A 25,772-nucleotide genomic window follows, 5' to 3' on the forward strand; every position below is an offset into this window, starting at 1 on the left:
CTAATATTAAATCTTTACACATCAAGAGAACCAAAATTTCTTTCTCTTATTTCTGTCAAACCATGGTTAGTCTTTTCCCAATAAAATGGTTTAATAATTAACTGTATTAAAGCCTTATATGCTGCTACGCTCATTAATATCCAATATATAGGTGATAATAATGCATACTTAACTAATCTATATGAAAATGGTTGTTCTTTTTTAAGTGAACAATCTCTTATAACCCAGTACATTCCTACTGCATTAGTATAAGTAAACATAAAATTTCCAAAAAACAGTTGAAAAGCTGCTATATAGTAAAATACACCTGGGAACATGGATCTTATCCAACTAGCTTTAGTTGTATACCACAGTATCAACATTAGCCAAAATATAGGATTGATAAGTGGAAGCAGCGGTGTTCCTAATATCATAGCTTGGTATCCTACAAATCCTTTTAATCCTAATGATTTATACAATTGTACAGGATGTCTCATATGAACAAACCAAGTTTGCATGTATCCCTTTATCCATCTTGAACGCTGCCTTATCCAATTTGATAAGTCTGAATTTGCTTCCTCCCATGTACGAGAATCCACAACAGCTGTATTGTAACCTTTCTTAAACAACCTTACTCCTAAATCAGCATCCTCAGTAACATTAAATGGATCCCATGCACCAACTTCCTTTAAAAATTCTATTTTAAAATGATTTGAAGTTCCCCCAAGTGGTATAGGAGTTTTTATTTGCATTATTCCAACTAAAAGAAGTTCAAACCACATGCTGTACTCCTGTGTAAACAGCCGTGTTAAAAAATTTTGATCACTATTAAAATAGTTAAGCTTACTTTGAATACAAACATAATTTTTGGGTAATTTCTTAAAGGATAAGTAAACTTTTTTCAACTGATCTGATTCTGGCCTATCTTCAGCATCATATATTACTACATACTTTCCCCTTGCTCTAATAAGTCCATAATTACAGGCTTTAGGCTTTGTCTTTGGAGTGTTTTTGGGCACTATGATCATTGAATAATATTCTGGAAGCTTCATTGCTTTTACAGTGCTTATAGTTTCATCATCATCTTCTTCCAGCAATATACAAACATCCAATTTGTATTTAGGATAATCAATATTTTCTATATTTTTAATTAGTGTTTTAATTACTTCTTTTTCTTTATAAACAGGTATTAGGATAGTATAAGTAGGTAATTCTTTTTCGTCTATAGCTTCTATTTCCTCTGTAGTAAAATGTAATTGCTTGTCCTTATACGAACCTTTTATAACTATATATAATTTTAAAGTTGTCATAAATGCATATATACTCTGAAAAAACAAGTTTATTGAAAGCAATGTGGCCTTACAATTAGCCACCATTGATAATAATATAAGTATACAAACTATTATCAATATTATTAATTGAGATTTAGAAAAGGTTACAATGGCTGAATTTTCTGGTTGATCATCATATAATTTAAATACACTTTCTTCACTTTGTTTTTTTCTATAAACTATGTTCCAAAAATTATCTATTTCCAGCATTGTAGCTAGCACTTGTTCAACTGGTTTATGGAGGTACCCTTCAATTTCTTTTAACTGTTTCCAGCTTAATAATTCTTTTACAGCAATTACATAACAGTTATTTCTTGAATTTAGTATTATAGCATTATATTTAAGTGCTAATTTGTAAGGCAATTTTTTAGATACATTTATATCAAAATTTTTCCCAATCCTACCAACATTATTTTGAGTTGCTAAATATCTGCATAACCTTTCAGGTTTTATAAATCCTAAAAATAGTAATATATCTCCTAGTCTCCCTCCACTTTTTCTCTGCAAATCAAGTGCTTTTATAAGTTGTTCCTTAGTTATTTCATTATTTTCTACCAACATTTTTCCTATGGGAAGTTTACTCTTATAATTTGAATTTAAATAATTATCTAATACACCTTGATTGATAAACCCTAATGAAACTAATATACTTCCTAATCTTCCACCATTTACTTCCTGATATTTTATAGCCTGTTTTAGTTGATCAGGAGTTATAGCTTTTACATATATAAGGTATTCACCAATTTTTGAAAATTGTCTATTTGTAATATATTCTGCTAGCTGCTGCTGGGATATAAATCCACTTTCAACTAATATATTTCCTATAAGCTTATTAGTTTTTTCTTGTATTTTTAATGCAATTTCTAATTGCTCTTCGGAAATATATCCTTGTTTTAAAAGACTTTCACCTATTCTATTGGTACGCTCTTGAATCATTGACCAAACACTCACTCTCTATGCATTAAATAAGCTTTATACTGATCCTCTGTATTTTACATTTTCATACTCATTAACTTCAAAAACATAATATTTACTCATGTAATAATTAGAAAAACTAGCAACAAAAATCCCAATAAAGTTTCCTGCATATTTGTTAAATTTCAGTAGATTATAAAAGATTAATAAAGCAACAAATTTTATAAAAATTCCTGTAAAACACACTACTATGTATTTCACAAACTTTAAATTAAATAGCTCATTTTTAATTTTTAGTTCATTTTTGAATTTATCTCTCCATGTAATTAAATTATTAAAAATATAATTGGATACAATTGCTGCTGATGCAGATATAATTGCATCAGCTTTTACTGGCACAATTGGAAATATGGTACCCATTAGAAAAAACACACTCATATCAACCAAAACTCCTAATAAGCCAACTGCACAAAAACAATAAAATCTTTTATCTTCTTTACTTCTGTTTATTAAACTCAACAAATGAAATATATACTCTATTTGCACTTTTAATGACATCTTTGATTTTCCAAAATTTCTATTGCAAAACTTATATGGAATTTCAACTGAAACATAATATTCACCTATGACTAATATCTCCATTAGTATTTTCCATCCTATATTGCAAAGCTTTTTTTCTTTTATTACTTCTCTTCTAAACATAAAAATTCCACTTGTGGGATCTGAAAATTTTCTTACTTTTTTTAATAAAACCTTTGCCATATATCTTGCTCCAGCTGAGATCAATTTTCTAAATAAATTTAAGCCTCCATCATCTCCTCCAGGTATAAATCTACTTGGAACTACAATATCAGCTCCTTCATATATAGCTTTGCTCATTTCATATAATATTTCCGGTGGATGTTGTAAGTCCCCATCCATTACTGCAATTATATCGCCTTTTGCAATTTCAAAACCTTCAATTACTGCTGAAGAAAGTCCCGTTTTATTACCTCTATGTTTAAACTTCACTTTTTCATCTTTAATTGCTATATTTTTTATTATTTGAGGAGTATCATCTATACTATCATCTATAAATACAATTTCATATTCTATATTTATTAAGGCTTTTTCTATTCGTCTCACTAATTCTTCAATATTTTTTTGCTCATTATATACTGGAACAACAACTGACAGCATTAAATCCATCTCCTTGTATCTATATTAATAATTCACTTTAAACAGCTTGTACCCATCAAATTCTTCCACTAATGTGCACCATTCTTCTCCCTTCTGATATAAATTGGGATATGCAACATTGATGGCATCAAGCTTTCCTACACCTGATTTATCTGGAACTAATATATATCCAATTTCATATTTCCATGGATTTTTTACAGCTTCTTTAAAATTCAAATTACTACTTATTATCAAGTTATTAATATTTTTTACATCTACTATTGTTCCTGAGGTTAAAAAAGAATCTGTTAATATAATTTGATCACTTAATTCATCATTTATATATTTTGCTACTCTACGACTCTCATTTGATATAATTAAATTGTGTTCTTCTGTTGATAGATTAGGGTCGGATAAAGTTGTTCCTGTTAAAATTGAAGATATTAATAGTGAAACAACTAATATTGAAAATTCCAACTTTCTATGTTTAATGCTTATTTGTGATAATTCATAAGGTATCCATGCAAAACATATGGGCAATGAATAGGAAAAAAACCTTAACCATCCATAAGAATTTCCTTTAAGGAGCATTAAAAGGTGAAAAACTATCATAATTAATACCATTATTACTAATATTAAAAAATCAATTTTTACTAATCTTTTATTCTTAATTCTTACTATTGTAATTCCGATAAATAATGGAATAAACGGTATACATTTTTTTAAAACATATTTAAACGCATAGCTAAAACTTGTGATAGATACTGCATACTGACTTTGTGCTGTATTTGAATAAGATGAGTTTAAAAAATATAAAGGATTCCCACTTATAACCCAATTAAATAATATCCATAAAATTATTGAATATATGAGAGGAGTATATAAAATTACCATACTGCTTTCTGCATAAAAATATTTTTCCTTAAGACTATTATTATGAATAAATTTTCTTTCTCTCTTGCAAAAAAAGATTATCAATATAACACTTATTCCCACGGCCAGTGCAAAAGGGATTGCTTCATATCTACAAAAGAACGCTATGGCTAATGCAAAAGCCATTTTAATTATATAATTTGCAGTTCCTTCTTTTATCCATAAAGTCAAACATAAAATAGTATAAATAATAGTAAAGAAAAATATCATCTCACTCATTCCATTAGAGCCGTAAAAGCATATAAAAGGATTACTGATATATAAAGCTATTAAAATAATGCTGTAAATCCTTGATACCTTTAATCTAATAAAAGTTTTATAAACACATATGCAGCTTAATGCAGCAAATAATGCTGTAATTATACTACCTGCTATTTCACTAGATACCATTGGCCTCCAAATTTTTGATAATGCAACTAATGGCAATTGCAATACACTTGGCAGTGGATTCCAAACAAGCCCAACAGAAGCAAATCTTCTAGGTTTAACAAATAAAACATAAAAAGAATTTGCTGTTCTACTTAGTGCATCATTTAAAACAATCCCCTTAAAATATCCAAAATATATTCCTAGAATTGATTCACAAATAAATATAAATAGAAATATACAAATTACATCCTTTTTACTTGCTTCAGGAAAATTATATGTAATTTTAAAATTATCATAAGTATTGTTCATTATAAAAACTCCTAAATTATTTAACCAATTCTCTAGCTATTTTTATCTCTTGTTCCTTTTCTTTGGAAGAAATAAGAATATAATCTTCTGTTTCTACCACAATTAAATTTTCTACGTTATTAAGAAGAGCTTTCTTTTTAGTTATAACAATATTTCTTTTAGATTTGTACATAATACTATTTTCATTTACTACATTTTCTTCCTTATCCTTTTTTCTATATCTTTCTATGCTTGTCCAATTCCCCAAATCATCCCAATGGAATTTACAAGGTATAACATAAATATCTTTTACATTTTCCATAATTGCATAGTCAATTGAAATACTTTCTATCTCCTTATAATTTTGTTCTAGGATAAATTTCAGCTCATTACCAAAAAAATTTTCAGCTTCACTTAACTTTTGAAAAATATCCCTGGCACACTCTTCTGATAAATCCAATATGGTTTTAATCTTCCACACAAAAATTCCACAATTCCATAAATATGAATTACTTTTCAAATACTTATCAGCCTTATACGCATCTGGTTTTTCAACAAAACTATGAACCTTAAATATTTTTTTCTCATGTATATTAGTATAATTGTTACTGCATTTTATATATCCATATCCAGTTTCCAATCTATTAGGCTTTATACCCAATGTAATAACAGAATGTTCATTCTTTTCTATAAACTTTTCCGCTGTTTTTAAAGTATTTATAAATTCATCATCATCTTTTATAAGATGATCTGAAGGCAGCACTACCAATGTAGCATCTTCATAGTATTTTTTGATTGTAAGTGCAGAAAGTATTATACAGGGAGCAGTATTTTTACTTGATGGCTCTACTATTATGTTTTTTAAACACAATTCCGGAATATCATCTTTTACCAAATTAGTATATTGTTTTGAAGTAACAATAAAAATTCTTTCTTTGGGAATTAACTTTTCTATCCTTTCAAATGTAATTCTAAGCATAGTTTTTTTTCCTAATAAATTTAAAAATTGTTTAGGTTTTTTCTCTGTAGAAAGAGGCCAAAAGCGCTTCCCCTTTCCACCAGCCATAATAAGCGCACAAATCATAAGAATTCCTCCATCAAACAAATTTTACATATTTATTATTGAAAATATAAAAAACCGGCCAAATCAATATTTGGCCGGTTGCACTAGCTGCTTCCTACATACAAAGTGCCCAATTAAGTATGTAGTTCAACGCTTCCAATATAATAAAACCTATTTTTATATATCAAAAACCTATTATATACATTATTGTATCTTACAACAAGTATATGTTATATTTTGTAAACTGTCAACAAAAACATATAGCCCTGAACTTTAAAAGATCAGGGCCTACAAACATGACAAAAAGTTATATTATTATCAATATCTTCTATCATTGTTTCTTTGCTGTTTTCTTGATTTTCTACAAGATGGACATCTTTGTGGTTCATTTTCGAATCCTTTTTCCTTATAAAATTCTTGCTCTCCTTCTGTGAAAACAAATTCTGAATTACAATCTTTACATACTAGAGTCTTATCTGACATACCTATATACCTCCTGAATAACCTGGGTTTTAACTAATTTTTGACTAATTATCTATATACTATCAGAACATTGTCTAAAAATAATTAACCCACATATTATTGTAAATTTATTACCATTGGTAAACACAACATAATCAAAGCATAGAATTTACACTACAAATTTTATAACTAAATCCTATGACAATATATATTGTATTTACTTTAAAATATATTCTCTCCTAAAATTAAATAACTATACCTTTAAAAATTATTATTAAAATTTGTTATTGAAATTCTAAGAATCACTTGATAACTCTCAAGTAATTTTTTCTTTCACCTTTATTATATACTTTTTTGCAATACTCTACAGTTTCTTGAGCTGTTTTGCAAACTACATCGGCTTTTACATATTCACGAGCTTCTTCAGTCATAGGTCCTCCTCCAATCAATACCTTTACACATTCTCTAAGACCTTCCTGTTCAATTTTTTGTATACACTCCTTTACGTTGTCAAAACCATTAGTAAGAAGACATGAAATAGCAACTACTTCAGGTCTATATTTTCTAATTGCCTCAATAAATTTTTCCGTAGGCACATCAACACCTAAATCTATAACTTCAAAATCATTACTACTCATAACAATACTTACTATATTTTTACCAATATCATGAATATCTCCATAAATAGTTCCTATAACAAATACTCCATGTTTTGATGTCCCTGGAAGAATTTTTTGTCCTAATATATCGGAAGCTTCTTTAAATATTTCTCCAGATATAATAAGTTCTGACATAAAGTAAATTTTTTCTTCAAATCTCTTTCCAACTATACTAATGCCTTTTTGTAAACATCCAATAATATCCATAGGAGACACATGATTTTTTATAAGAGCTTTTATTTGTGCAATTACTTTATCCTCATCAAGCTCTGCCATTGCTTTTATAAGTTCTTTGCTCATAAAATATCCTCTCCAATTCGTATAATATATTAATAAATCTTTTCTTATATTAAAAGATCACTCATTAAATCTGAGATAACCTTGTGCTTATATATAAATTACCATAAATATATCACTAAAACATCTTACATAATGCTCAAATTAAGCACCTAAAAGTAAACATCATGCATATATTATTACTCTAATTTTTCTGATAATCTATTAACATATATCTATTATAAACACTATTAATTTTTAAAATCAATTTTGTATATTGCCTTAAAAAATCAATATTTAATGTATAAAGTTTATGGTTATGAGTTGCAATTTTAAATTAACTATTTAAATTTTATTCATAATGGATTATTATTTTTATAAGAGGTGTTTTTTTATGGAAATAAATTTAAGTACTTTTTTAAGTAAGCTAAGAAACTATAATCCTGAATTACACATTTCACCAAACTGTAATACATCAATTAAATCAATTAAATTACTACAAAAAAATCAATGCTCATTCCAGGATAATTGTTTATATGTTAGTACAGTATCAAATTTGCCAAAAGTATTTCCTGAAAATACTGTCATTAATTTAGTTTGTATTTTAAATAAAACTTTACCTCACAAACATATAAAAAATCCTATGTTAAACTTAATATTATTAAACAATGATATAGACTTAGCTGCAGTTTTTAACGACCTTCAATCAGTTGTAGAGTCCGAACAAACTCTTGCTTTAAATTCAGCAACATTACTGGATTCTCTAACCAGTGGAAAAGGCATCAAACATATAGTAAATGTTGCTTCTGAACTTTTAGGAAATCCAATATGTGTTATAGATTTAAGCTTTAAAATTATTGCTCATTCTAAAGACATCAATCCAAGTGATCCTATATGGGTTGAACTGTTTACTAAGGGATATTGTTCCTATAATTTTGTTCCTATGGCAAATGTGAAGAAATTTATCGAAGTGGTTCATAAGAGTACTTCTCCTGTTTTTATGAGTGAGGATAAATTTAGAATTCCTAGAATAATATCAAATATTAAAATTGATAATAAAGTGGTAGGATATTTAGCTGCATTAGAGTGTAACAAACCTTTCAGCGAAAATGATATGGAATTGGTTTTTACTTTGTGTAAAGTAATTGCATCTGAAATGCAAAGAAGCAGATTTATTGAAAATACCAAAGGATCAAGGTATGAACATTTTATTATTCATTTACTTAGTGGTGAGAAAATTGACAAAATGACCATTGATGGAAGATTAAAGTTTTTAGACTTACACTTTAAACACAATCTTTATGTGATGGTACTAAATGTGCCTCAAAATAACTTTGTGAATATTCCATTAAATCAAATAAGAGATAGAATTGACTATATGCTTGTAGATAGTAAATCTATTATATATAAGGATACCATTGTTGTAATCATAAACTGCAATAATAAAATATCCCCTACAGATAAAACCTTTTCAAAATTACTTGACTTTATACAAAAAAATAAAATTTTTGTTGGTTTAAGTCGATGCTTTCATAATTTAACTGATATGAAAAGCTATTATGAACAAGCCTTAAAGGCTATTGAGCTTGGTATAACTTTAAAAACAAACGAATTCTTTTTTTTATATGAGGATTTTACAATACATCATCTTTTACAACTGTGTTCATCTCAAGGTAATTTAAAAAATTTTTGTCTAAGTTCAATATTTTCTTTAATAAAATATGACCATACAAACAATACAGATTACATGAAAAGCCTTTATACTTATTTGCTAAATGGAAAAAATCAATTAGAAACAGCTGATGTTCTAAAGGTTTGTCGAAGTACTTTAGCCCATCGTATTGAAAAAATCCAGCAAATTATGGATATTAATTTAAACGATTCTATTACAAGTTTTAAACTCATTTTAACCTTTATTATATTAGATTACATTGATAAGACTAAATCATTTAATGAATTAAACACTGATGATAAATCCTCTGAAAACAATTGCATATAATAAAATACATACTTTGGAGGTAATATAATGAATACTTATAAGGTTGTTTTTAAACCTTTTAATGATGAAATTCTTATGCCTGAAGGCTCTACAATTAAGGAGGCTATCATTAAGTCAGGCATCGATTTTGATTTTCCTTGTGGTGGTATAGGCAATTGTGGTAAATGTCGTATTAAAATTCTACCAAAAACCTTACCACCTACTCTTAAGGAACAAAACTATTTAACTGAAAAAGAACTTTTACAAGGTATCCACCTTGCTTGTGAAATAAAAATTCATGACAATTTAACTGTAGAATTACACAAAAATAATGATAATCTACATAATATATTACAATGGTCTGTTGAAAGAACTTCTAATGTTAATCCACTCATTGACAAGACTTATGTGGAAGTGGACTTGCCTTCTCTTGAAGAACAAAAATCTGATCTAAAACGTTTAAAAGAAAAGTTAGCATTAAAAAACAGCAGCTATCAAAATATAAAAATTAAATTTTCTACTTTGAAATATTTACCAGATATAATTCGTGAAGCTCAGCATAAAATCACTGTAATTAATGATGATAGTGAAATACTTGGAATAGAAAAAGGAAATACCTCTTCAAAAATTTTAGGTATGGCTTTTGATATTGGAACTACGACTATTGTAGGATATCTAATAGATTTAAATACTGGAAGAGAATTATCCATTTCTTCTACTCTAAATCCACAAGTTAAATTTGGTGCAGATGTAATTTCTCGTACAACCTATGCTAATCAAAATGCAAATGGTATAAAAATGATGCAATCTACCATTTTAAAGGCAATTGATAAATTAATTGGAGATGCTTTAAATAAAGCATCTATGAAAAGAGAAGATGTGTACAGCATCACCATAGTAGGAAATACTTGCATGCACCATATATTTTTAGGTTTAACACCTAGATATATTGCAGCTATACCTTATGTTCCTGTAATAAGTGAACCGATAAATATAAATGCATCAGATCTTAATCTCCATATTAACCCTTGTGGTAAAATTTTCGTACTTCCTACCATTGCAGGTTTTGTAGGTGCAGATACCGTAGCTGTAATTCTTGCCACAGAAATGGATAAAAACGAAGATATAAAATTGGCTATTGACATTGGTACTAATGGAGAAATTGTATTAGGAAATTCAAAAAAACTTGTATCTTGTTCTGCTGCTGCAGGTCCTGCCTTTGAAGGAGCTCAAATTAGCAGTGGAATGAGAGGTGCTAAAGGTGCTATAGATCACGTTAATTTTGGAAAGTTAATGACTTACACAGTTATTGGAGATGGTAAACCTGAAGGCATTTGTGGTTCTGGACTTTTGGATATAATTGCAGGTTTTGTAGAATTGGGTATCATTAATAAGAGAGGAAAGATTTTATCTCCAAGTGAATTTACGAATCCTTCTGCAAAAGCATTTGAAAAACATATTATTACTTATGACGATACAAATGCCTTTCTAGTTGTACCTGAGAACGAAACATCATATGGACGTCCTATTATGATCACACAAAATGATATAACAGCACTTCAATTGGCCAAAGGAGCTATTTCAGCTGGTATTAACATCCTCATTGATAAACTAGGTATAACAACCTGTGACATAAAAGAGGTGCTTTTAGCAGGTGCCTTTGGAAACTATATGAATCCTCATAGTGCTTGTGTTATAGGTTTAATTCCCAAGGATCTTGAAGGTAAAGTTAAAATGGTGGGAAATGCTGCTGGTACCGGTTCAAAACTAGCCCTACTATCAAGAAAAGAATATGAGCGTTCTAATAATATTGCATCTACAGTAAAATATATTGAATTAGGTGCTCAAAAGAACTTTAATAGAGCATTTGCTAAAGGGATGCAATTTTAATGTAACACTAAACATATTACTAAAAACATATAAAGAGTTTTTTACTATTTGCTTCTGTAAAAAATATCTTTTGTGGAACCTACATTTGGAGTTAATGGTATTACAGTTTAGCAATATTTTCATAAGATTCAACTACAAGATACTTTAAATATATACTAATTCATCTTAAAACTTGTTAAAGATTTAATCTCTTCTCCTTATTGTGAAGAGATTTTTTTATTGCATAAATATTTTTATGTAGAATTTACTAGTAATTAAATATTTATTAAACAGTAACAATAAATAATAATTGGAACTTAAATTAAAATCTTTTGTCTACATTAAATACTTTATCAAATTACTAAAACTTTCTTTATATAAGTTAAGGAGATGTGTATTTTGAAAAGAAAAAGGATAATTTCATTTTTTCTTGCAGTATTTTTACTATGTACCTTTGTAATAACTAATAAATTGTGCTTTGAAATATGGAAAGCCAAGGCAGCACCTTTAAACACTGATAACAAGATAATTTATTTAACCTTTGATGATGGACCTAGCTCTATTGTAACCAATGATATTCTGAATATCTTAAAACAAAATAACGTAAAAGCAACCTTCTTTGTAGTAGGAAGTATGATTCAAGGAAGAGAGCCAATTTTAAAGAGAATATATAATGAAGGACACAGTATAGGATTGCATACTTATAGCCATAAATATAACCAAATATATTCCAGCGAAGATGAATTTATTAAAGAAATGATAAAAACCTCAAGAGAAATAAAAAAAGTAATTGGAATTCAACCAAATATAATAAGATTTCCATATGGTAGTAATCCTCACTTAAACAATAACTTCCTAAAAAAATTACATGCTCATAATTTTAAAATTTATGATTGGAATGCTTCAATTTCTGATGGTGTGAGACCTAATACCTCTCCAGAGCTATTCACTAGAGAAGCAATTGCCAGAGGTAATGGAATATCTTATATGGTTTTTTTAATGCATTGTACTAATACAAATGTAAATACCTATAAAGCTTTGCCCCAAATCATTCAACATTATAAAAAACTAGGATATGAATTTAGATCAATTACAAAAGATACTCCAGAATTTTACTGGCATCCTTCTAATTAAATATTTTTCACAAAATTATATTGGAGGATAGAAAGATGAAGGATATGAGTTTAAAACAATTACCAAATATACTCCTGAACTCTATTTTTCTATAACTAAAAAATCTTTTAATTTATTTGATTTCTTGTTTCCATCTACGGATTGCAATGAATAGATAAATGTGCAAGGTAAAAATTGTGCGACACAAAGGTGCAGTTGAAGTTTGGATTTTAACTTTCATTCCGTGATATATGATAAGGGTGTCATCACGGCTAAATGTTTTAATTATTCTAAAGCTCGAAATTTTTGAAAGCCTAAGAACTTTGTCAAACTCGGTTCCCTCAGACAGGACTAAAGTTCTAAGACTTTCAAAAATTTTGAGCTAAGAATAATACTAAAACAATTTAGCTAATGTGATGACACCCTTATCATATATCACTGCATAAAAGTTAAAATTCAAACTAGCAAGTTCAAGTGTACGCTCTTAATTACATTGTTATGAATAATTTTAGTAAGTCAAATTATATTTAACTATATATAATATATAAAACTAAGGCGGAGCCTGCTGTTTTACTAATATATTTAGTTTAAATATCAGCTTTTTTTATTTTATAGAAACACTTTAAAAGGAATTGGTATTTAAGTTATTGAAAAATATAACATCAAAATACGTAAATATTTGAAATATAGTTAATAATCAATAGTTATACTATTTTTACAGGCTATGCCATTAGGGTATTGTTAAAATAGTCAACGTATGTATAAACTAGTTATTAAGTATTATGAAAGCTACGCTTTTTATTGAAAGTCTATCATAATGTATTATGTGTACACGCAATGTACTAAGAAGTAACTTTCAACTGTATGGAGACTGATATATGCTGTGAAGGAAGATGCGAACGAATTTTAGAAGTTCTTTGCTTGAGATATTGAAAAATGGCGTAATTTTTGCCAGGACGTCGCATTTGAGGAGGTAGTCATTTTTCAATATCTCAAGCATTAGAACTTCTTAATCAAGTGAGTTTTCCTTCACAGCATATATCAGCCGGAATACAGTTGAAAGTTACTTCGTTTACATACGCTTACATCACAATATGCTTATATTACTACGATCCATTTAAATTTGATTCTATTTATAAAGATCTTCCCCAAACCATTTTGTTGATAGCTTGGATAATGTTCCATCTGCTTTTAACTCTTTAAGAACTTTATCTATATCAGTTTTTAACTCAGTATCTTTTTTATTTAATACAAAATAAGTTGGTACTTTAGTAACTGTTCCTGTTAGCTTTACATCCAAATTTAAACTTTTTTGAACTGCAGGGAAAGCAGCTGAAGGATATACTGCAGCATCATATTGTCCTGAAGCTATCAATTTGAATGAATCAGCAGTGTTTAATGCTTCAATAGATTGTAAATTTACTTGTTTGTCTGGATGTTTCTCATTATACTCTTTAATTACAGTATAACGAGCATCATTAGCTGGAATTGGTTCTAACTTCTTTCCTACTAAATCATCCATTGTATTAATATCGTTACGATCCTTTTTAGTTACAATCTTCAAATCACTTAATCCAAAAGGTTCATCAGGGAAAAGATATTTCTGTTCACGTTCTGGACTCTTATAAAAATGACATGTACCCAAATCGTATTTACCTGATTCTACACCTAGAAGAAGTGCACTTTGGCTCATACCATTAAATTCAAATTTATATTTAGTAAGTTTTTTGCTTACTTCTTTAAGAACTTCAGCATCATACCCAGAAGCTTCTCCATTTGCATCTATATAGGTAAAAGGTTTAGCATCATTTACTACAGCAATTTTTACAACCTTAGCACTACTGCTACTGCTTGAAGAATTACTGGATTGTTTTGAACAACCTGCTGCTCCTACCGCTAATGTAGTTATTAAAGCTAATGAAACAAATATTTTTTTCATGTAAATTACCTCCATAATTATAATAATTTTAAGCACTAATTTTTTTATAAACTTTTAATCTATTTTCTAAAGCCGTAAATAATTTTGCAAATATATAGCACACAATGAAATATATAATTGCTGCATCTAGATAAGCTTCTAAATACTTATATCCTGATGCTGCTTCAACAGATGAAACAGCCATGATTTCAACTACCATTACAGAAAATGCTAAAGATGTATCTTTAGTAATTTGTATAAATACATTACTAAAATTAGGTAATGCTGCAACTAAAGCTTGTGGTAAAATAATTCTTCTATAAGCTTCAAAACTTGTCATACCTATAGAATAAGCAGCTTCAAGTTGTCCTTTATTTACTGAACTTAAAGCAGATCTTATATTTTCTGAAAGGTATGCAGCTGCATTTAATGTGAATGCTATTAATGCTATGGATATATGTGATATACCATTTGGTGACACCTTCCACCCTAAGCTTTGATGCAGATAAGTAAGTAATTCTGGAAATCCATAAAATACTACATAAAGCTGTACTATTATAGGTGTTCCTCTTATAAATGACACAAAAACTGCACATATAGTTTTTAAAATAGGAATGTTATTAGTTCTGCAAATAGCAATAATTAAACCTATAACTAAACCAATTGCAATGGAAACTATAGATATGGATAGCGTCATAGGAACAGCTTTTAATATTTTGGGAAATGTATTTATGGCAAATTGAATATCAAAATTCATATTAATCATCCTTTCCGCTATTAACAATTACTATTTGCTAGTTTTTTAATTGATTTATTGTTCATATGTTCATATAACGAAATAAATTGTTCAATTACTATAGAAATAACCCAATAAATTAATGCTACTGCAAGGAACGCTTCTAATTGTCTTACTCCATAACCATCAGAACCTATTAGTTTTGCTTTTCCTAATATATCTACAACTCCTATTGTGAAAACATAAGAAGTTTCTTTTAAAAGACTTATTATTATATTTCCTAAATTAGGCAGACAAATTTTAAAGGCTTGTGGAATTATAATTCTTCTTAAACATTGAACGTTATTCATTCCTATACTAAGAGCAGCTTCACTCTGTCCTGCATCCACTGATAGATATGCAGATCGCATAATTTCTGATATAAAAGCTCCACTATTTAAGGCAAATGTTATTATTGCAAAAACACTTTTACTCCAATCATTAATATCAATTCCAACAAAGGATAATGCTTGTGGCAGACCATAAAATACTAAGAATAATTGAAGCAAGGCTGGTGTTCCTCTTATAAATGCTGTATACCCATTAGCTATGGATTTAAGTACAATATTTTTTTGCAGTTTCATTACTGTTAAAATTAAACCCAATAATAATCCAAAGATTAGGGATGCTATCATAATAATAAGAGTTAATGGTAGAGCTTTCATAATGGAAGGTATTGAACTGAATATATAACTAGGATCAAAAATCTTATTCATCTTTTTACCTCCCTAATGCTCTATTTTTTGTAAAAACTGTTTAGTTCTTTGCTCCTTAGGGTTATTAAATACTTCCTCTGGAGTGCCTTCTTCCACAACTACTCCACCTTCCATAAATATAACCTTATCAGCAATATTATAAGCAAAAGACATTTCATGAGTAACAACAATCATAGTCATACCTTCTTCTGCTACCTGCTTCATAACTGATAGCACTTCACCAACAAGCTCTGGATCAAGTGCTGAAGTTGGCTCATCGAAGAGTATTACTTCAGGATTAATTGCAAGTGCTCTTGCAATACCAACACGCTGCTGTTGTCCACCTGAAAGCTGAGAAGGATAAAAATTATATTTATCAGTTAGTCCTACTTTATCCAACAATTTTTTACTTATTTCTTCAGCTTCCTTCTTAGGAACCTTTCTAGGAATAATCAAGCCTTCCATTACATTTCCAATTACAGTTTTGTTATGGAAGAGATTATATGATTGAAAGACCATAGCTGTTTGCCTTCTTACCTTTGAAATGTCACTTTTAGTGGCATCCTTAAAATTTATCTTAGTATCACCAACTGTTAATTCACCTTCATCAGCTTTTTCTAAAAAATTTATACATCGTAATAATGTGGTTTTTCCAGAACCACTTGGTCCCAATATTACAACAACCTCTCCCTTATTTACTTTTATACTTGCCCCTTTGAGAATTTCATTTTTACCAAAGGATTTATGGATTTCTTTAATTTCAATCATGTAACCACTTCCTAAACTTTATTATTTAATCTACAACTACTTTTTTGTTATTATGACATGACAGCATTCGTCACCTTTTGATAACATTTTTGGAAAATCTAATTCTATGCCATCAAAACTACTAGCTATACCAAAATCTCCATAATTAGCCATGCGGCACAATTCAACTATTTCATCCTTAGAGCATCCAAGCTGTTTCCAAGCTTCTACTAATGCACAATGACTAAATTTTAGTTCTGATTTTTTATCTCCTACTGCAGCTATTTCAGCCCCAAAAGCACATTTAGTAACTCCTCCTACAAGCTGAGTTGCAAAATCATTAGCTCCATTTACATCCTTAAAATTTTTGCTTTTTATTTTTCCATATGCTGTTATTGCCTTCTTTGCTATTTTATCTGGATCGATTCCTTCTTCTTTTACAGCTTTAAGTAATAGATAAAACCAAGTTGCTCTATCCCCAATTGCTCCTCTTATTGCCGTTGTTAATTCTTCTTCTGTATACTTTTTTTCACTCATTTTTTATTCCTCCAAATCAATTTAATTTTTCACAAATAATTTTACATTTTGTATAGCCTGAATATTCAAACAAAGCTTTGTATGGTATATGTAGATTTATGTTCTTGATTTATCATATTATATTACAGTTTTTTTAATTTAACAATAGTAAAATTAAAAAATTATTAATTTTAGATGTATTTTTTTGATAAATATTCATAAAAACGCGCGTTAAACTTTACATTTCATAATTAATACACTGATTTAAAACAAGTCATAATATTCATATATACCATTTTTTATAAAAAAAAAGCTATCTTTTTTAGATAAAAAAGATAGCTTATTACAAACCTTAATTTATAAATTTGCCATTTTTCTTATCTTCCAGAGTAGGCATAGCTTACTCTGCAGGAATTGACACCAGTACACCTAAAAAATAGATGTTGGTTGTCGGGTTTCATAGGGCCAGTCCCTCCACCGCTCTTGATAAGATACGTAATATATTAAATTTTCAAATAGTCATTATCTGTTATATGACATATTATGATTATATTCATTATATTTCACCATGTCAATACCTAATTAAGATTTTTTTTGTAAACACAATTAAATATTTACATCTTGTGATTTTCTTACTGCAATTTCTTTTTGCATTTTTTCAAGATTAGTAGGTGTAATTTTATAAAGTAATACAATAAAAATCAATCCTACTATCATTATAATTGCCGGAATTAATGCCATTCCGTTTTTTATACCACTTATTAACTGTTCTGTAGGCTTCATATTTGCAACATATCCTGCACCTACAAGGACAGAAGTTATAATAATACTTCTTAAAAATATTGCAATTTTAATTGGAAAACTTATCAATGACATAATAAACCCTCTTGCATTCTTTCCAGTTTTCCATTCTCCATATTCAACAGTAGATGAATACATAGCAACACCTAATGCATCAGGAATACCATATCCTAGATATGCTACAAACATCAATACTATAAATGACATATAATTCATTGGCAAAGCCCATACAATGAGCAATCCAACTATAAATATTGCTAGAGACAAAATATAAGTATTTCTTTCTCCAATTTTTTTAGCTAGTGGATTTGTAATAACAGCACCAAAAAGACATACTATACTTAGCCCTGTAAAAAATATAGTGACTACTGCCAAATTATTTACAACATATTTAAAATAATAAAATGCCATTCCAAAAATAACAAACCTTCCTAAATATCTTCCAAGTTCACCTAATAACAATCCTATAAGAGGTGGATTTACTACTATTTGTTTTAACATCTCACCTACAGACATTTTTTCTTCTACTTTACCTGTTTGAGTGGACTCTCCAGCATTTGCATAGTCTTTTGTCATAAAAAACAATGCATAGTAGCAAGCAATCATAATAATGCCTCCAAGTATAACAGTAAAAGTATATCCACCTGCAGGATTACCAATAGCTTTACCTATCATCAATATTAAAGGCATACTTACTAAAGAAAAACAAATAGTACCTAATGAGTTAAACATACCTCTGTTTGATGCCATAGCAATTCTTTCTTCCCTTACCTCTGTCATAGAAGAGTTCATTGCTATATGTGCTGCATAAAAAATATTCCAAATTAAATGGCTCACTATAAATCCTATTGAAATTATAATTGCATTCATTGTTGAAGAACCTATCTTGGAAAATTCTAAGATATAAAATAGTACTGCAAAAGGAGGTCCTATTAACAGCCATGAACGATATTTACCCCATTTCATATTGCATTTTTCTAATATAACTCCTGCAGTAGGAACCCATACTAGATCAAATATACTTGTAATCATAAGTACAGTACCTGCTAAAGCTGCGGATATTTTTGCATAATCAGTTAAAAATGCAGCGAAATAATATACCTCTACATTTACAATCAACTGAAATCCAAAGGATGGTACTCCATAGAAATTAATAATAGATTTTTTTAATTTTTTTCCCATAACATTTTCCCCCCTATAAATATTTAGTTAGTTTTATAAAAAAATATCATAACAATTAAAAAGGACTGGCCATAGTGATATAAAATTACTAATATAACAAGTCCTAATATAAAAGTAATGTATTTTGCTTTTATCTTCCTGTAGCTGCTGAAACCATAGCTTTTACATTTTCAACCTTTGCATTTGGAGGTATTGAACATCCACTAGATAAAATAAATCCTTGTCCCATATCCTTAATAAGTTTTGTAGAATAGTTATATATTTCATCAGGAGTGCTGAGAACAAGCTTTGCAGCTGGTACATCTCCTTTGATACATACATGACCTCCAAGCTCTTCTTTTATCTTATAAATATCTGTCATACCATCTGTTTCAAATACAATCTTCCCTTTTGGAAAATCCTTAAAGTAGTTCAAATCACGTTCCCAGTTTCCATCAATATGAATGCCACACACTACGCCCTCTTCTATAATGGCATCTGCTGCTCCCTTAATATATTTCCATACAAAACGCTCCCATAACTTAGGAGAATAAAATTCACTAGCTCCACGTGCTGGAGAAAGGAAGAAAACATCTGGTTTAGATTCTTTTATTTTCTTTTTTATACCTTGAATCATACTTTCTTGAATAACATCTAAAACTGCTTCAACCTTATCTGGAATTCTAAATAAATCTCTCATGAATTTTGTCATAGAACGTCCACCACTTAAGTATTCATTTACAGTTATAGCTACAGCAGGGCTATATAATACAAACCCAGCATCCCTAACATTCTGCTGTGCTTGTGGAGCATAAGCTAAATCTGCGGCAATTTCATCAATATTAACTCCCAATCTATCTTTTAAGTAACCAGGCATAAAGCTGCTCCAGCCTTTATTTATAATTGTGTCATAATCTTCCGGCTTAATCATTTCTGCTTCATCAATCTGCCAAAGCATATCATCTGCAAGTTCACGTCCTGGAAGCTTAACTTTCGCCATAAATATTAATGGAAATACAGGTCCTACACAATAAGCTGAATTAACTCCATCAACATCCCCTAAATCTTTTAAAGACTTTATTATAAGTTCATTTGATTTTTTAACACTGTCTTTTCCACAAACATATGCTAATTTTAATCCCATATGTTTAGCAGCAAATGCATCATTCAGAAGTATAGCAGGTGTTCTATCAGTTTTCTCCAATGCCAATGTCTTTCTAAATCTCTCCAAACGTTCATTGTATAATTCTTGTGTTGTTTTCAATCTATTTCACCCCCACAAATTTTTTACAATATTTTACAGTCTGCTGAGCATTTTTACCTACTATATCCGCACCCATATATTCACCTGCAGCATCGTTAACAGGGCCTCCTCCTACTAAAATTTTTGTACTTTCTCTAAGTCCTGCATCTCCTATTGCTTTTATACATTCTTTAACGTTATCAAAACATGTTGTAAGAAGACATGAAATTCCAACTACTTTAGGTTTATACTGTTTAATTGCTTCAATAAATTTATCTGTAGGAATATCAACACCTAAGTCAATAACTTCAAATCCACTACTCCTCATTACAGTACTTACAATATTCTTTCCAATATCATGAATATCGTCATATATTGTTCCTATAACAAATACTCCATTTTTTGACTTACCCGTTTCACCCATGCCTCCAATTATCTCTGAAGCTTCATTGAAAACCTCTGCAGACATAATTAATTCTGATAAGAAATATTCCTTTTTCTCAAATCTATCTCCTACAATTTCCATACCTTCTTGTAAACTAGCTATAATATCTAAAGCAGGCGTTGCTTGAGCCTTTAAAGCTTTTACTTCTTCTAATACTACATCTTCATCAAGATCAGCCATTGCTTCAACTAGTTTTTTGCTCATAATATTTCCTCCCTTTATAACTTATTTTTTTAATTATACAATGTTAATTCAATCTATTGTACTATTTAGAAATTTGAAGTATATATCTCCAATATTTTTTATTGTTAATCTAAATAATTTAATATTCATTCATTAAAAAGTATTAAACCTACATAAGAAATAGTATTTGGCCCATTATAATAAGGTATGCCTGCACTTTTCTCTAAAGCCATAACATCAATACCATAAGCTTCCACTGAAGAAAGTGCTTTATCAGGAAACCTACACTTTTCTCCATCAAGATAAGTACACCTCTCACATATATCACAACAGCCTGCCTTTAAGGCTAGAACATTCTCAAATTTGTATTTATTCTTTACATGATCAAATATTTTTCCAAATATTTCATTATGCTCTTTACCTGCTGATATCATGCCTTTATAATCAAAAGAACTTGATAGTTTATGTGCAGTTTGTATTAAAATACCTTGCTTATACTTTTTAACTTTATCCATTAATTCATTAATAGGCCCTACAGCTGGTGGGCCCATCCAATTGGTATCATACTTACGGCATACATTTCTTTCACAAGCTTTTCTATAATCTTCATGAAACTTGATTTTTGAAGTATCTGCCATTGCTGCATAAGTAGCTTTTAATTCTAATGCATCTTTAATTAAATCATCAAAATTAATTTTCATATATCTACTCCTCAAAACACATATTTCCCAATTTTAACAATGTATCTTAACATGTAATAATTCCTCTAATTTTTTCAATGTTATGAATTTTAAAGTTTTATCATCAGTTCCAAATACAATTGCTGTTATGTTTACAGTTATACTTTTAACTTTTTCATCTTCATGATTTTTTGAAGTTTTTATATTTGTATTTTTACCAGTAGTTGCAATCCAGACGTTAAAATTTTCTTCACCTTCAACAAAAGCTTTAATATGACCTATGAAATATTTATTTTCTAACACCCAATTTTTAAGGCTTTCTATCCAAGCTTCCAAAGACTTTTCCAACCCATTTACTGATACTTCTTTATTGAGTTCAAGTGAAATTATATTTGAAAAAACAGCTGGAACTTCCTTAAGCTCACCATATAATTCTTCTTTTGAATGTTCATGATGCTGATGTTTGTGAGCTTTGCCTGAAGGCTTGTGCAGTTTACGAATATCATCCACTGATATCCACCACCCTTTTCCACATACAGTCATCTACATTCTTACTTGCAGATACTCTATATATGTTAGCCTTTTCATTAAGGTGTTTTACATCCTTCTCTATAATCTCTAGTTCTAAATCCAAAGTTAAATCAACTTTATTTATAAGTACTGAATCCCCTTCAGATATCTGATTTTCTATAAGTATTGGAGCTACAGTCCTTAATTCATAAAAACGTTCTGCATCAACTACAGTTACAGTTTTTATACTATCTATTCCTTTTCCATACTTATTTAAGTTTCCTAATATTTTTCCTGGATAAGCCAGTCCAGTAGTTTCAATGATTACCCATTTAGGGTCAATTTTTTCTTTTATATCATTTAAAGTAATTATTAGATCTGATGTAAGTTGGCAGCAAATGCATCCTGAAAATAGTTCTCTTACACTAAACCCACCAGATTTAAGTACTTTATCATCAATGCCTATATCTCCAACTTCATTTTCAATAATTACTAAATTAGGCTTCTTTGAAGTTTGACTTTCAACAATGAAATGAGCTAAAGAAAGTATTAAACTTGTTTTTCCCGATCCAAGAAATCCACTAAAAATAATTAAATTCATCTAACCTCACACTCCTCCTTCCTTTATCTGGAATCAAGGTTAAAATTATCACAAATATCCTTGCAATGCTGCCCTATTTCAGCATTACCATAAACATGTTCTAATGTAATAGTTTCATTTGGATTTATCACTACAAATTCATCATCCCAAGGACCAGTTAAAAGTTTCTTAATATATCTTAAAGTTCCAGGAATTATTTCCTGTTTTAATTTCAAATCCTTGGCAACTTCGTCAGTTTTCTTTAAAAATGCTTTAAGTTGAAAAGCGTTAGTATTAATAACCCCTAACCTTTTATAATTCTTCAAAATTATATTATACACCCTATCAGCTCTGTCTTTTCCATGTCGTCTTACAGTTTCTTTATATTCAGACCATATATTACTTTCAAAATCTAACCAACCCTTGGTAAGAAAATAAGTACCCTCTTCCTCTGAAATTTCTTTTCTTCTTTCACAGGAACCTAGTAGCAAAGAAACACAATCATCTACCTTTGGAAAAATCATTCTATAATTTGACGATTTAAGCCCAATTAAAGCATTACCACAGTACCCAAAGGCTAAAAGTACCTGTTCAACATTCGATATGTGGTCAAGTTCTTCTTGGATACGTTTTCTTAAAGAATCCGTATCTGTGTGCAGACCTGATTCTATCCACAATACAGGGTATTTGCAGCTTGTTTCCTTTATAGCCATATTTAATTCATCTGTAATAGTTCTACATGCTACAATAACAGTGTTCACATCATTTCTCCACCTTTGCTACTTTATTACTAAAATAATCTCTAATCATATAATCCTTCACGGAAAGCTTTTATAAACTTTCTTGAGAATCTATCCTGTCCTAACAATGTTTGTGATGCAATTAGGGCTCTTCTCATTTCTTTATTTGTAGGATCCATTATATAAGAATCCATTCCTCGAGCCATAGTTTGTACCATAAATAATGTATTTAATACTTTTCTTGCAGGCAAGCTGTAAGATATGTTACTTAATCCACAAGTAGTGTGTACCCCTGGATGACCTTCCATAATATTCTGTATTGCTTGTAATACTTCTATTCCATTTTTTTGCCCTGCACTTACTGGTTTTATAAGTGGATCTATATATATATCATCAATATTAATTCCTTCTCCAGTTAATTTTGTAATTATGGAATCTGCAATTCTAATTCTATCTTCATTTGTCTTTGGCATTCCACCATCATCAATACATAAGGCTATAATTTTTGTATTAAACTCCTTTACTAAAGGTAATACTGCATTCCATCTTGGAGTTTCAAAAGTTATAGAATTGATCATTAATTTACCATTAGCAGCCTTTTTTAATCCTGCTTGTAAAGCTAATGGATTAGGACTATCTATACATAGTGGTAAACTAGTAACTTGAAGTATATTGTCTACTAACCATTCCATAGTCTCAACTTCAGTTTCTATACATGTACCACAGTTTACATCAATGTATGTTGCTCCTGCTTCTTCTTGTGCCTTTGCAACTTGTTTTATGTACTCTCCATCTTTTTTTTCAACAGCTTCTCTTATCAGCTTTCTACTTGTATTTATTAATTCTCCGATAATTAGCATTTACTATGTCCTCCCTTTTGTCTTGATGGTATGATTTGATAATTTTCAAATTAAATTTTACTAATTTTAATTTATATTATAAGCCATAAATCTTAGAAAAAAATTCAATAATTATAAACTACTCTTACAATAAAATAATATCACATATATTCTGAAAACTCATGCTACATAATGCTTAAATTCATGGCACTAATTCATACATCATGTGTTGTCATTTTTTATACATAAAGAAGAAATCTAATAGAATTATGTATTATTAATGCTATTAGAAACTAAACAGAGATATATTTACTACTAATTTATTATTTTATTCACCTAATCACTTTATTTACAATATATTAATATTCTCTATTTGGACAAAATGCTATAATATTGTGTATAGTCATGTAAACTTATAATTAGAATAATTCACAATAATTTAGGAGTGATTAACTTGAATTCCTTATTTAAAAAATCTATTTTAGCATTAACAATGTCTATAGTATTCACTACTACGGCATATGCTGAACCAGTTGAAAACAATGCTAATAATGGAAACTCTACTGTAGAAAATTTACTGATTAACATTGAAAAACTTGATAATGAAATAGAAACCGTAATGAAACAAACGGACGATAATAATAAACAAATAGTTGCTACTGAAGCAAGTATTAAGACTACTGAAAAAGAACTTCAAGATGCTGAATCAAATCTTAATAATCAGAAGGATATTTTTAACAAAAGAGTAAAATCAATGTACATAAATGGATTTGATAGTTATTTAAATGTACTTCTTCAATCTAAAGATATTGGAGATTTACTTTCAAACACTGATACACTTGTAAGATTAATAAATCTAAATGAAAATACTATTAATAAGTACAAGCAGAATAAAGACTTAGTAAGTACTAAAAAGGATGCTTTAGTTTCAAAAAATAATACATTACATGCATTAAAAACTGATAATGAAAAAAAGCTAGCTCAATTAAATAGTGCCAAAGAATCTGAGCAAAAACTTTTAATTGAAGCTCAAGCTGCACAAAATTCATATTCTGTTAATGATGAAGCAGCCCTGTCGGATGCTTTCAAATATCTTAACAGTATAAAGGGTAAAGCTTCCTCAACTTCTCCTTCTGACATAGATTCAGTTATGGCTTATGCTGCGAGTTTTTTAGGAACTCCATATGTATGGGGTGGAACCTCTCCAAAACCAGGCTTTGATTGCTCTGGTTTCACACAATATGTGTGTTCACATTTTGGAGTATCCATTGGTAGAACTACTTATGACCAAATAAATGATGGTACAGAAGTACCTAGAAGCTCTTTAAAACCTGGAGATTTAATTTTCTTTGGAACTGCCAGTGATCCTCATCATGTAGGTATGTATATAGGTTTTGGAGCATATATTCATGCACCACATACAGGAGATGTTATTAAAATTTCCCCTTTAAACAGGAGTGATTACTTAACTGCAAGGAGAGTTCTTAGTAAGTAACTTATTTGCTTTAAGCATTCTACTAAAAGTTAAATGAATAATATAAAAGAT

23 protein-coding genes and 2 riboswitches are annotated in these 25,772 nt (G+C 29.2%); of the genes, 4 read left to right on the plus strand and 19 right to left on the minus strand.

What is annotated here, in order from left to right; all coding sequences use genetic code 11:
• Positions 1 to 14 precede the first annotated feature (14 nt).
• The 6 genes from Ccar_RS13030 to Ccar_RS13055 all read right to left on the minus strand — a co-directional run bounded on the left by Ccar_RS13030 (position 15) and on the right by Ccar_RS13055 (position 7,457).
• A complete protein-coding gene (locus Ccar_RS13030; protein WP_007060196.1) occupies positions 15 to 2,246 on the minus strand; it encodes a cyclic di-GMP-binding domain-containing protein, MshE-related in 2,232 nt (743 codons plus the stop codon).
• Positions 2,247 to 2,282: 36 nt separating this feature from the next.
• On the minus strand, positions 2,283 to 3,404 hold the full coding sequence (locus Ccar_RS13035; protein WP_007060195.1) for a glycosyltransferase family 2 protein: 1,122 nt from the start codon (positions 3,402 to 3,404) through the stop codon (positions 2,283 to 2,285).
• Positions 3,405 to 3,428: 24 nt separating this feature from the next.
• Positions 3,429 to 4,994, minus strand: a complete 1,566-nt coding sequence (locus Ccar_RS13040; protein ID WP_007060194.1) for an ArnT family glycosyltransferase — start codon at positions 4,992 to 4,994, stop codon at positions 3,429 to 3,431.
• Positions 4,995 to 5,010: 16 nt separating this feature from the next.
• Positions 5,011 to 6,057 (minus strand): mannose-1-phosphate guanylyltransferase, encoded by a 1,047-nt coding sequence (locus Ccar_RS13045; protein WP_007060193.1) that lies wholly within the window; start codon positions 6,055 to 6,057, stop codon positions 5,011 to 5,013.
• Positions 6,058 to 6,121: 64 nt separating this feature from the next.
• Positions 6,122 to 6,203, minus strand: a riboswitch (cyclic di-GMP riboswitch).
• 151 nt (positions 6,204 to 6,354) lie between these two features.
• Positions 6,355 to 6,519: a zinc-ribbon domain-containing protein gene (locus Ccar_RS13050; protein ID WP_007060192.1), complete on the minus strand. Its 165-nt coding sequence runs from the start codon at positions 6,517 to 6,519 to the stop codon at positions 6,355 to 6,357.
• 281 nt (positions 6,520 to 6,800) lie between these two features.
• Positions 6,801 to 7,457, minus strand: coding sequence for a cobalamin B12-binding domain-containing protein (locus Ccar_RS13055; protein ID WP_007060191.1), 657 nt, complete (start codon positions 7,455 to 7,457; stop codon positions 6,801 to 6,803).
• A 370-nt stretch (positions 7,458 to 7,827) separates the two neighbouring features.
• On the opposite strand from Ccar_RS13055, the gene Ccar_RS13060 reads away from it, so the two are divergent.
• The 3 genes from Ccar_RS13060 (at position 7,828) to Ccar_RS13070 (ending at position 12,414) form a co-directional block, all read left to right on the plus strand.
• A complete protein-coding gene (locus tag Ccar_RS13060; protein WP_007060190.1) occupies positions 7,828 to 9,432 on the plus strand; it encodes a PucR family transcriptional regulator in 1,605 nt (534 codons plus the stop codon).
• Between the two features lie 27 nt (positions 9,433 to 9,459).
• Positions 9,460 to 11,301, plus strand: coding sequence for an ASKHA domain-containing protein (locus tag Ccar_RS13065; RefSeq protein ID WP_007060189.1), 1,842 nt, complete (start codon positions 9,460 to 9,462; stop codon positions 11,299 to 11,301).
• A 378-nt stretch (positions 11,302 to 11,679) separates the two neighbouring features.
• Positions 11,680 to 12,414 (plus strand): polysaccharide deacetylase family protein, encoded by a 735-nt coding sequence (locus Ccar_RS13070; protein WP_007060188.1) that lies wholly within the window; start codon positions 11,680 to 11,682, stop codon positions 12,412 to 12,414.
• Between the two features lie 1,108 nt (positions 12,415 to 13,522).
• Here Ccar_RS13070 and Ccar_RS13075 read toward each other — a convergent pair.
• The 13 genes from Ccar_RS13075 to Ccar_RS13135 form a co-directional block, all read right to left on the minus strand.
• On the minus strand, positions 13,523 to 14,332 hold the full coding sequence (locus Ccar_RS13075; protein ID WP_007063198.1) for a transporter substrate-binding domain-containing protein: 810 nt from the start codon (positions 14,330 to 14,332) through the stop codon (positions 13,523 to 13,525).
• A 28-nt stretch (positions 14,333 to 14,360) separates the two neighbouring features.
• A complete protein-coding gene (locus tag Ccar_RS13080) occupies positions 14,361 to 15,068 on the minus strand; it encodes an amino acid ABC transporter permease (protein WP_007063197.1) in 708 nt (235 codons plus the stop codon).
• 20 nt (positions 15,069 to 15,088) lie between these two features.
• Positions 15,089 to 15,802, minus strand: coding sequence for an amino acid ABC transporter permease (locus tag Ccar_RS13085; protein WP_007063196.1), 714 nt, complete (start codon positions 15,800 to 15,802; stop codon positions 15,089 to 15,091).
• Positions 15,803 to 15,814: 12 nt separating this feature from the next.
• Positions 15,815 to 16,549 carry an amino acid ABC transporter ATP-binding protein gene (locus Ccar_RS13090; RefSeq protein WP_007063195.1) on the minus strand — a complete coding sequence of 245 codons (735 nt, stop codon included), beginning with the start codon at positions 16,547 to 16,549 and terminating at the stop codon, positions 15,815 to 15,817.
• A gap of 36 nt (positions 16,550 to 16,585) precedes the next feature.
• Entirely contained in the window at positions 16,586 to 17,065 is a 480-nt protein-coding gene (locus Ccar_RS13095; protein ID WP_007063194.1) for an L-2-amino-thiazoline-4-carboxylic acid hydrolase, read from the minus strand.
• Positions 17,066 to 17,418: 353 nt separating this feature from the next.
• Positions 17,419 to 17,537, minus strand: a riboswitch (SAM riboswitch).
• Positions 17,538 to 17,650: 113 nt separating this feature from the next.
• A complete protein-coding gene (locus Ccar_RS13100; protein ID WP_007063193.1) occupies positions 17,651 to 19,027 on the minus strand; it encodes an MFS transporter in 1,377 nt (458 codons plus the stop codon).
• A gap of 130 nt (positions 19,028 to 19,157) precedes the next feature.
• Complete coding sequence (locus tag Ccar_RS13105) at positions 19,158 to 20,270, minus strand: uroporphyrinogen decarboxylase family protein (protein ID WP_007063192.1); 1,113 nt, start codon at positions 20,268 to 20,270, stop codon at positions 19,158 to 19,160.
• Between the two features lies 1 nt (position 20,271).
• Positions 20,272 to 20,898, minus strand: a complete 627-nt coding sequence (locus Ccar_RS13110; protein ID WP_007063191.1) for a cobalamin B12-binding domain-containing protein — start codon at positions 20,896 to 20,898, stop codon at positions 20,272 to 20,274.
• 125 nt (positions 20,899 to 21,023) lie between these two features.
• On the minus strand, positions 21,024 to 21,578 hold the full coding sequence (locus Ccar_RS13115; protein WP_007063190.1) for a DUF2284 domain-containing protein: 555 nt from the start codon (positions 21,576 to 21,578) through the stop codon (positions 21,024 to 21,026).
• Between the two features lie 33 nt (positions 21,579 to 21,611).
• The gene (locus tag Ccar_RS13120; protein ID WP_007063189.1) at positions 21,612 to 22,067 is read right to left on the minus strand and encodes a hypothetical protein; all 456 of its coding nucleotides are present in this window, start codon (positions 22,065 to 22,067) and stop codon (positions 21,612 to 21,614) included.
• Positions 22,060 to 22,668, minus strand: a complete 609-nt coding sequence (locus tag Ccar_RS13125) for a CobW family GTP-binding protein (protein WP_007063188.1) — start codon at positions 22,666 to 22,668, stop codon at positions 22,060 to 22,062. The genes Ccar_RS13120 and Ccar_RS13125 overlap by 8 nt, the downstream gene beginning before the upstream one ends.
• Positions 22,669 to 22,691: 23 nt before the next feature.
• Positions 22,692 to 23,408, minus strand: a complete 717-nt coding sequence (locus tag Ccar_RS13130) for a DUF1638 domain-containing protein (protein WP_007063187.1) — start codon at positions 23,406 to 23,408, stop codon at positions 22,692 to 22,694.
• A 41-nt stretch (positions 23,409 to 23,449) separates the two neighbouring features.
• Positions 23,450 to 24,247 carry a methyltetrahydrofolate cobalamin methyltransferase gene (locus Ccar_RS13135; protein WP_007063186.1) on the minus strand — a complete coding sequence of 266 codons (798 nt, stop codon included), beginning with the start codon at positions 24,245 to 24,247 and terminating at the stop codon, positions 23,450 to 23,452.
• A 433-nt stretch (positions 24,248 to 24,680) separates the two neighbouring features.
• Here Ccar_RS13135 and Ccar_RS13140 point away from each other — a divergent pair, with 433 nt between their 5' ends.
• Positions 24,681 to 25,721 (plus strand): C40 family peptidase, encoded by a 1,041-nt coding sequence (locus Ccar_RS13140; RefSeq protein ID WP_007063185.1) that lies wholly within the window; start codon positions 24,681 to 24,683, stop codon positions 25,719 to 25,721.
• Positions 25,722 to 25,772: the final 51 nt, after the last annotated feature.

This window comes from Clostridium carboxidivorans P7, from assembly GCF_001038625.1.
In the GTDB taxonomy this organism is placed as follows: domain Bacteria; phylum Bacillota; class Clostridia; order Clostridiales; family Clostridiaceae; genus Clostridium_AM; species Clostridium_AM carboxidivorans.

Bases quoted from the DNA above. Each gene is read 5' to 3' on its own strand.
- Ccar_RS13030 (WP_007060196.1), bottom strand. From the start codon at position 2,246: ATGATTCAAGAGCGTACCAATAGAATAGGTGAAAGTCTTTTAAAACAA.
- Ccar_RS13035 (WP_007060195.1), bottom strand. From the start codon at position 3,404: ATGCTGTCAGTTGTTGTTCCAGTATATAATGAGCAAAAAAATATTGAA.
- Ccar_RS13040 (WP_007060194.1), bottom strand. From the start codon at position 4,994: ATGAACAATACTTATGATAATTTTAAAATTACATATAATTTTCCTGAA.
- Ccar_RS13045 (WP_007060193.1), bottom strand. From the start codon at position 6,057: ATGATTTGTGCGCTTATTATGGCTGGTGGAAAGGGGAAGCGCTTTTGG.
- Ccar_RS13050 (WP_007060192.1), bottom strand. From the start codon at position 6,519: ATGTCAGATAAGACTCTAGTATGTAAAGATTGTAATTCAGAATTTGTT.
- Ccar_RS13055 (WP_007060191.1), bottom strand. From the start codon at position 7,457: ATGAGCAAAGAACTTATAAAAGCAATGGCAGAGCTTGATGAGGATAAA.
- Ccar_RS13060 (WP_007060190.1), top strand. From the start codon at position 7,828: ATGGAAATAAATTTAAGTACTTTTTTAAGTAAGCTAAGAAACTATAAT.
- Ccar_RS13065 (WP_007060189.1), top strand. From the start codon at position 9,460: ATGAATACTTATAAGGTTGTTTTTAAACCTTTTAATGATGAAATTCTT.
- Ccar_RS13075 (WP_007063198.1), bottom strand. From the start codon at position 14,332: ATGAAAAAAATATTTGTTTCATTAGCTTTAATAACTACATTAGCGGTA.
- Ccar_RS13080 (WP_007063197.1), bottom strand. From the start codon at position 15,068: ATGAATTTTGATATTCAATTTGCCATAAATACATTTCCCAAAATATTA.
- Ccar_RS13085 (WP_007063196.1), bottom strand. From the start codon at position 15,802: ATGAATAAGATTTTTGATCCTAGTTATATATTCAGTTCAATACCTTCC.
- Ccar_RS13090 (WP_007063195.1), bottom strand. From the start codon at position 16,549: ATGATTGAAATTAAAGAAATCCATAAATCCTTTGGTAAAAATGAAATT.
- Ccar_RS13095 (WP_007063194.1), bottom strand. From the start codon at position 17,065: ATGAGTGAAAAAAAGTATACAGAAGAAGAATTAACAACGGCAATAAGA.
- Ccar_RS13100 (WP_007063193.1), bottom strand. From the start codon at position 19,027: ATGGGAAAAAAATTAAAAAAATCTATTATTAATTTCTATGGAGTACCA.
- Ccar_RS13110 (WP_007063191.1), bottom strand. From the start codon at position 20,898: ATGAGCAAAAAACTAGTTGAAGCAATGGCTGATCTTGATGAAGATGTA.
- Ccar_RS13115 (WP_007063190.1), bottom strand. From the start codon at position 21,578: ATGAAAATTAATTTTGATGATTTAATTAAAGATGCATTAGAATTAAAA.
- Ccar_RS13125 (WP_007063188.1), bottom strand. From the start codon at position 22,668: ATGAATTTAATTATTTTTAGTGGATTTCTTGGATCGGGAAAAACAAGT.
- Ccar_RS13135 (WP_007063186.1), bottom strand. From the start codon at position 24,247: ATGCTAATTATCGGAGAATTAATAAATACAAGTAGAAAGCTGATAAGA.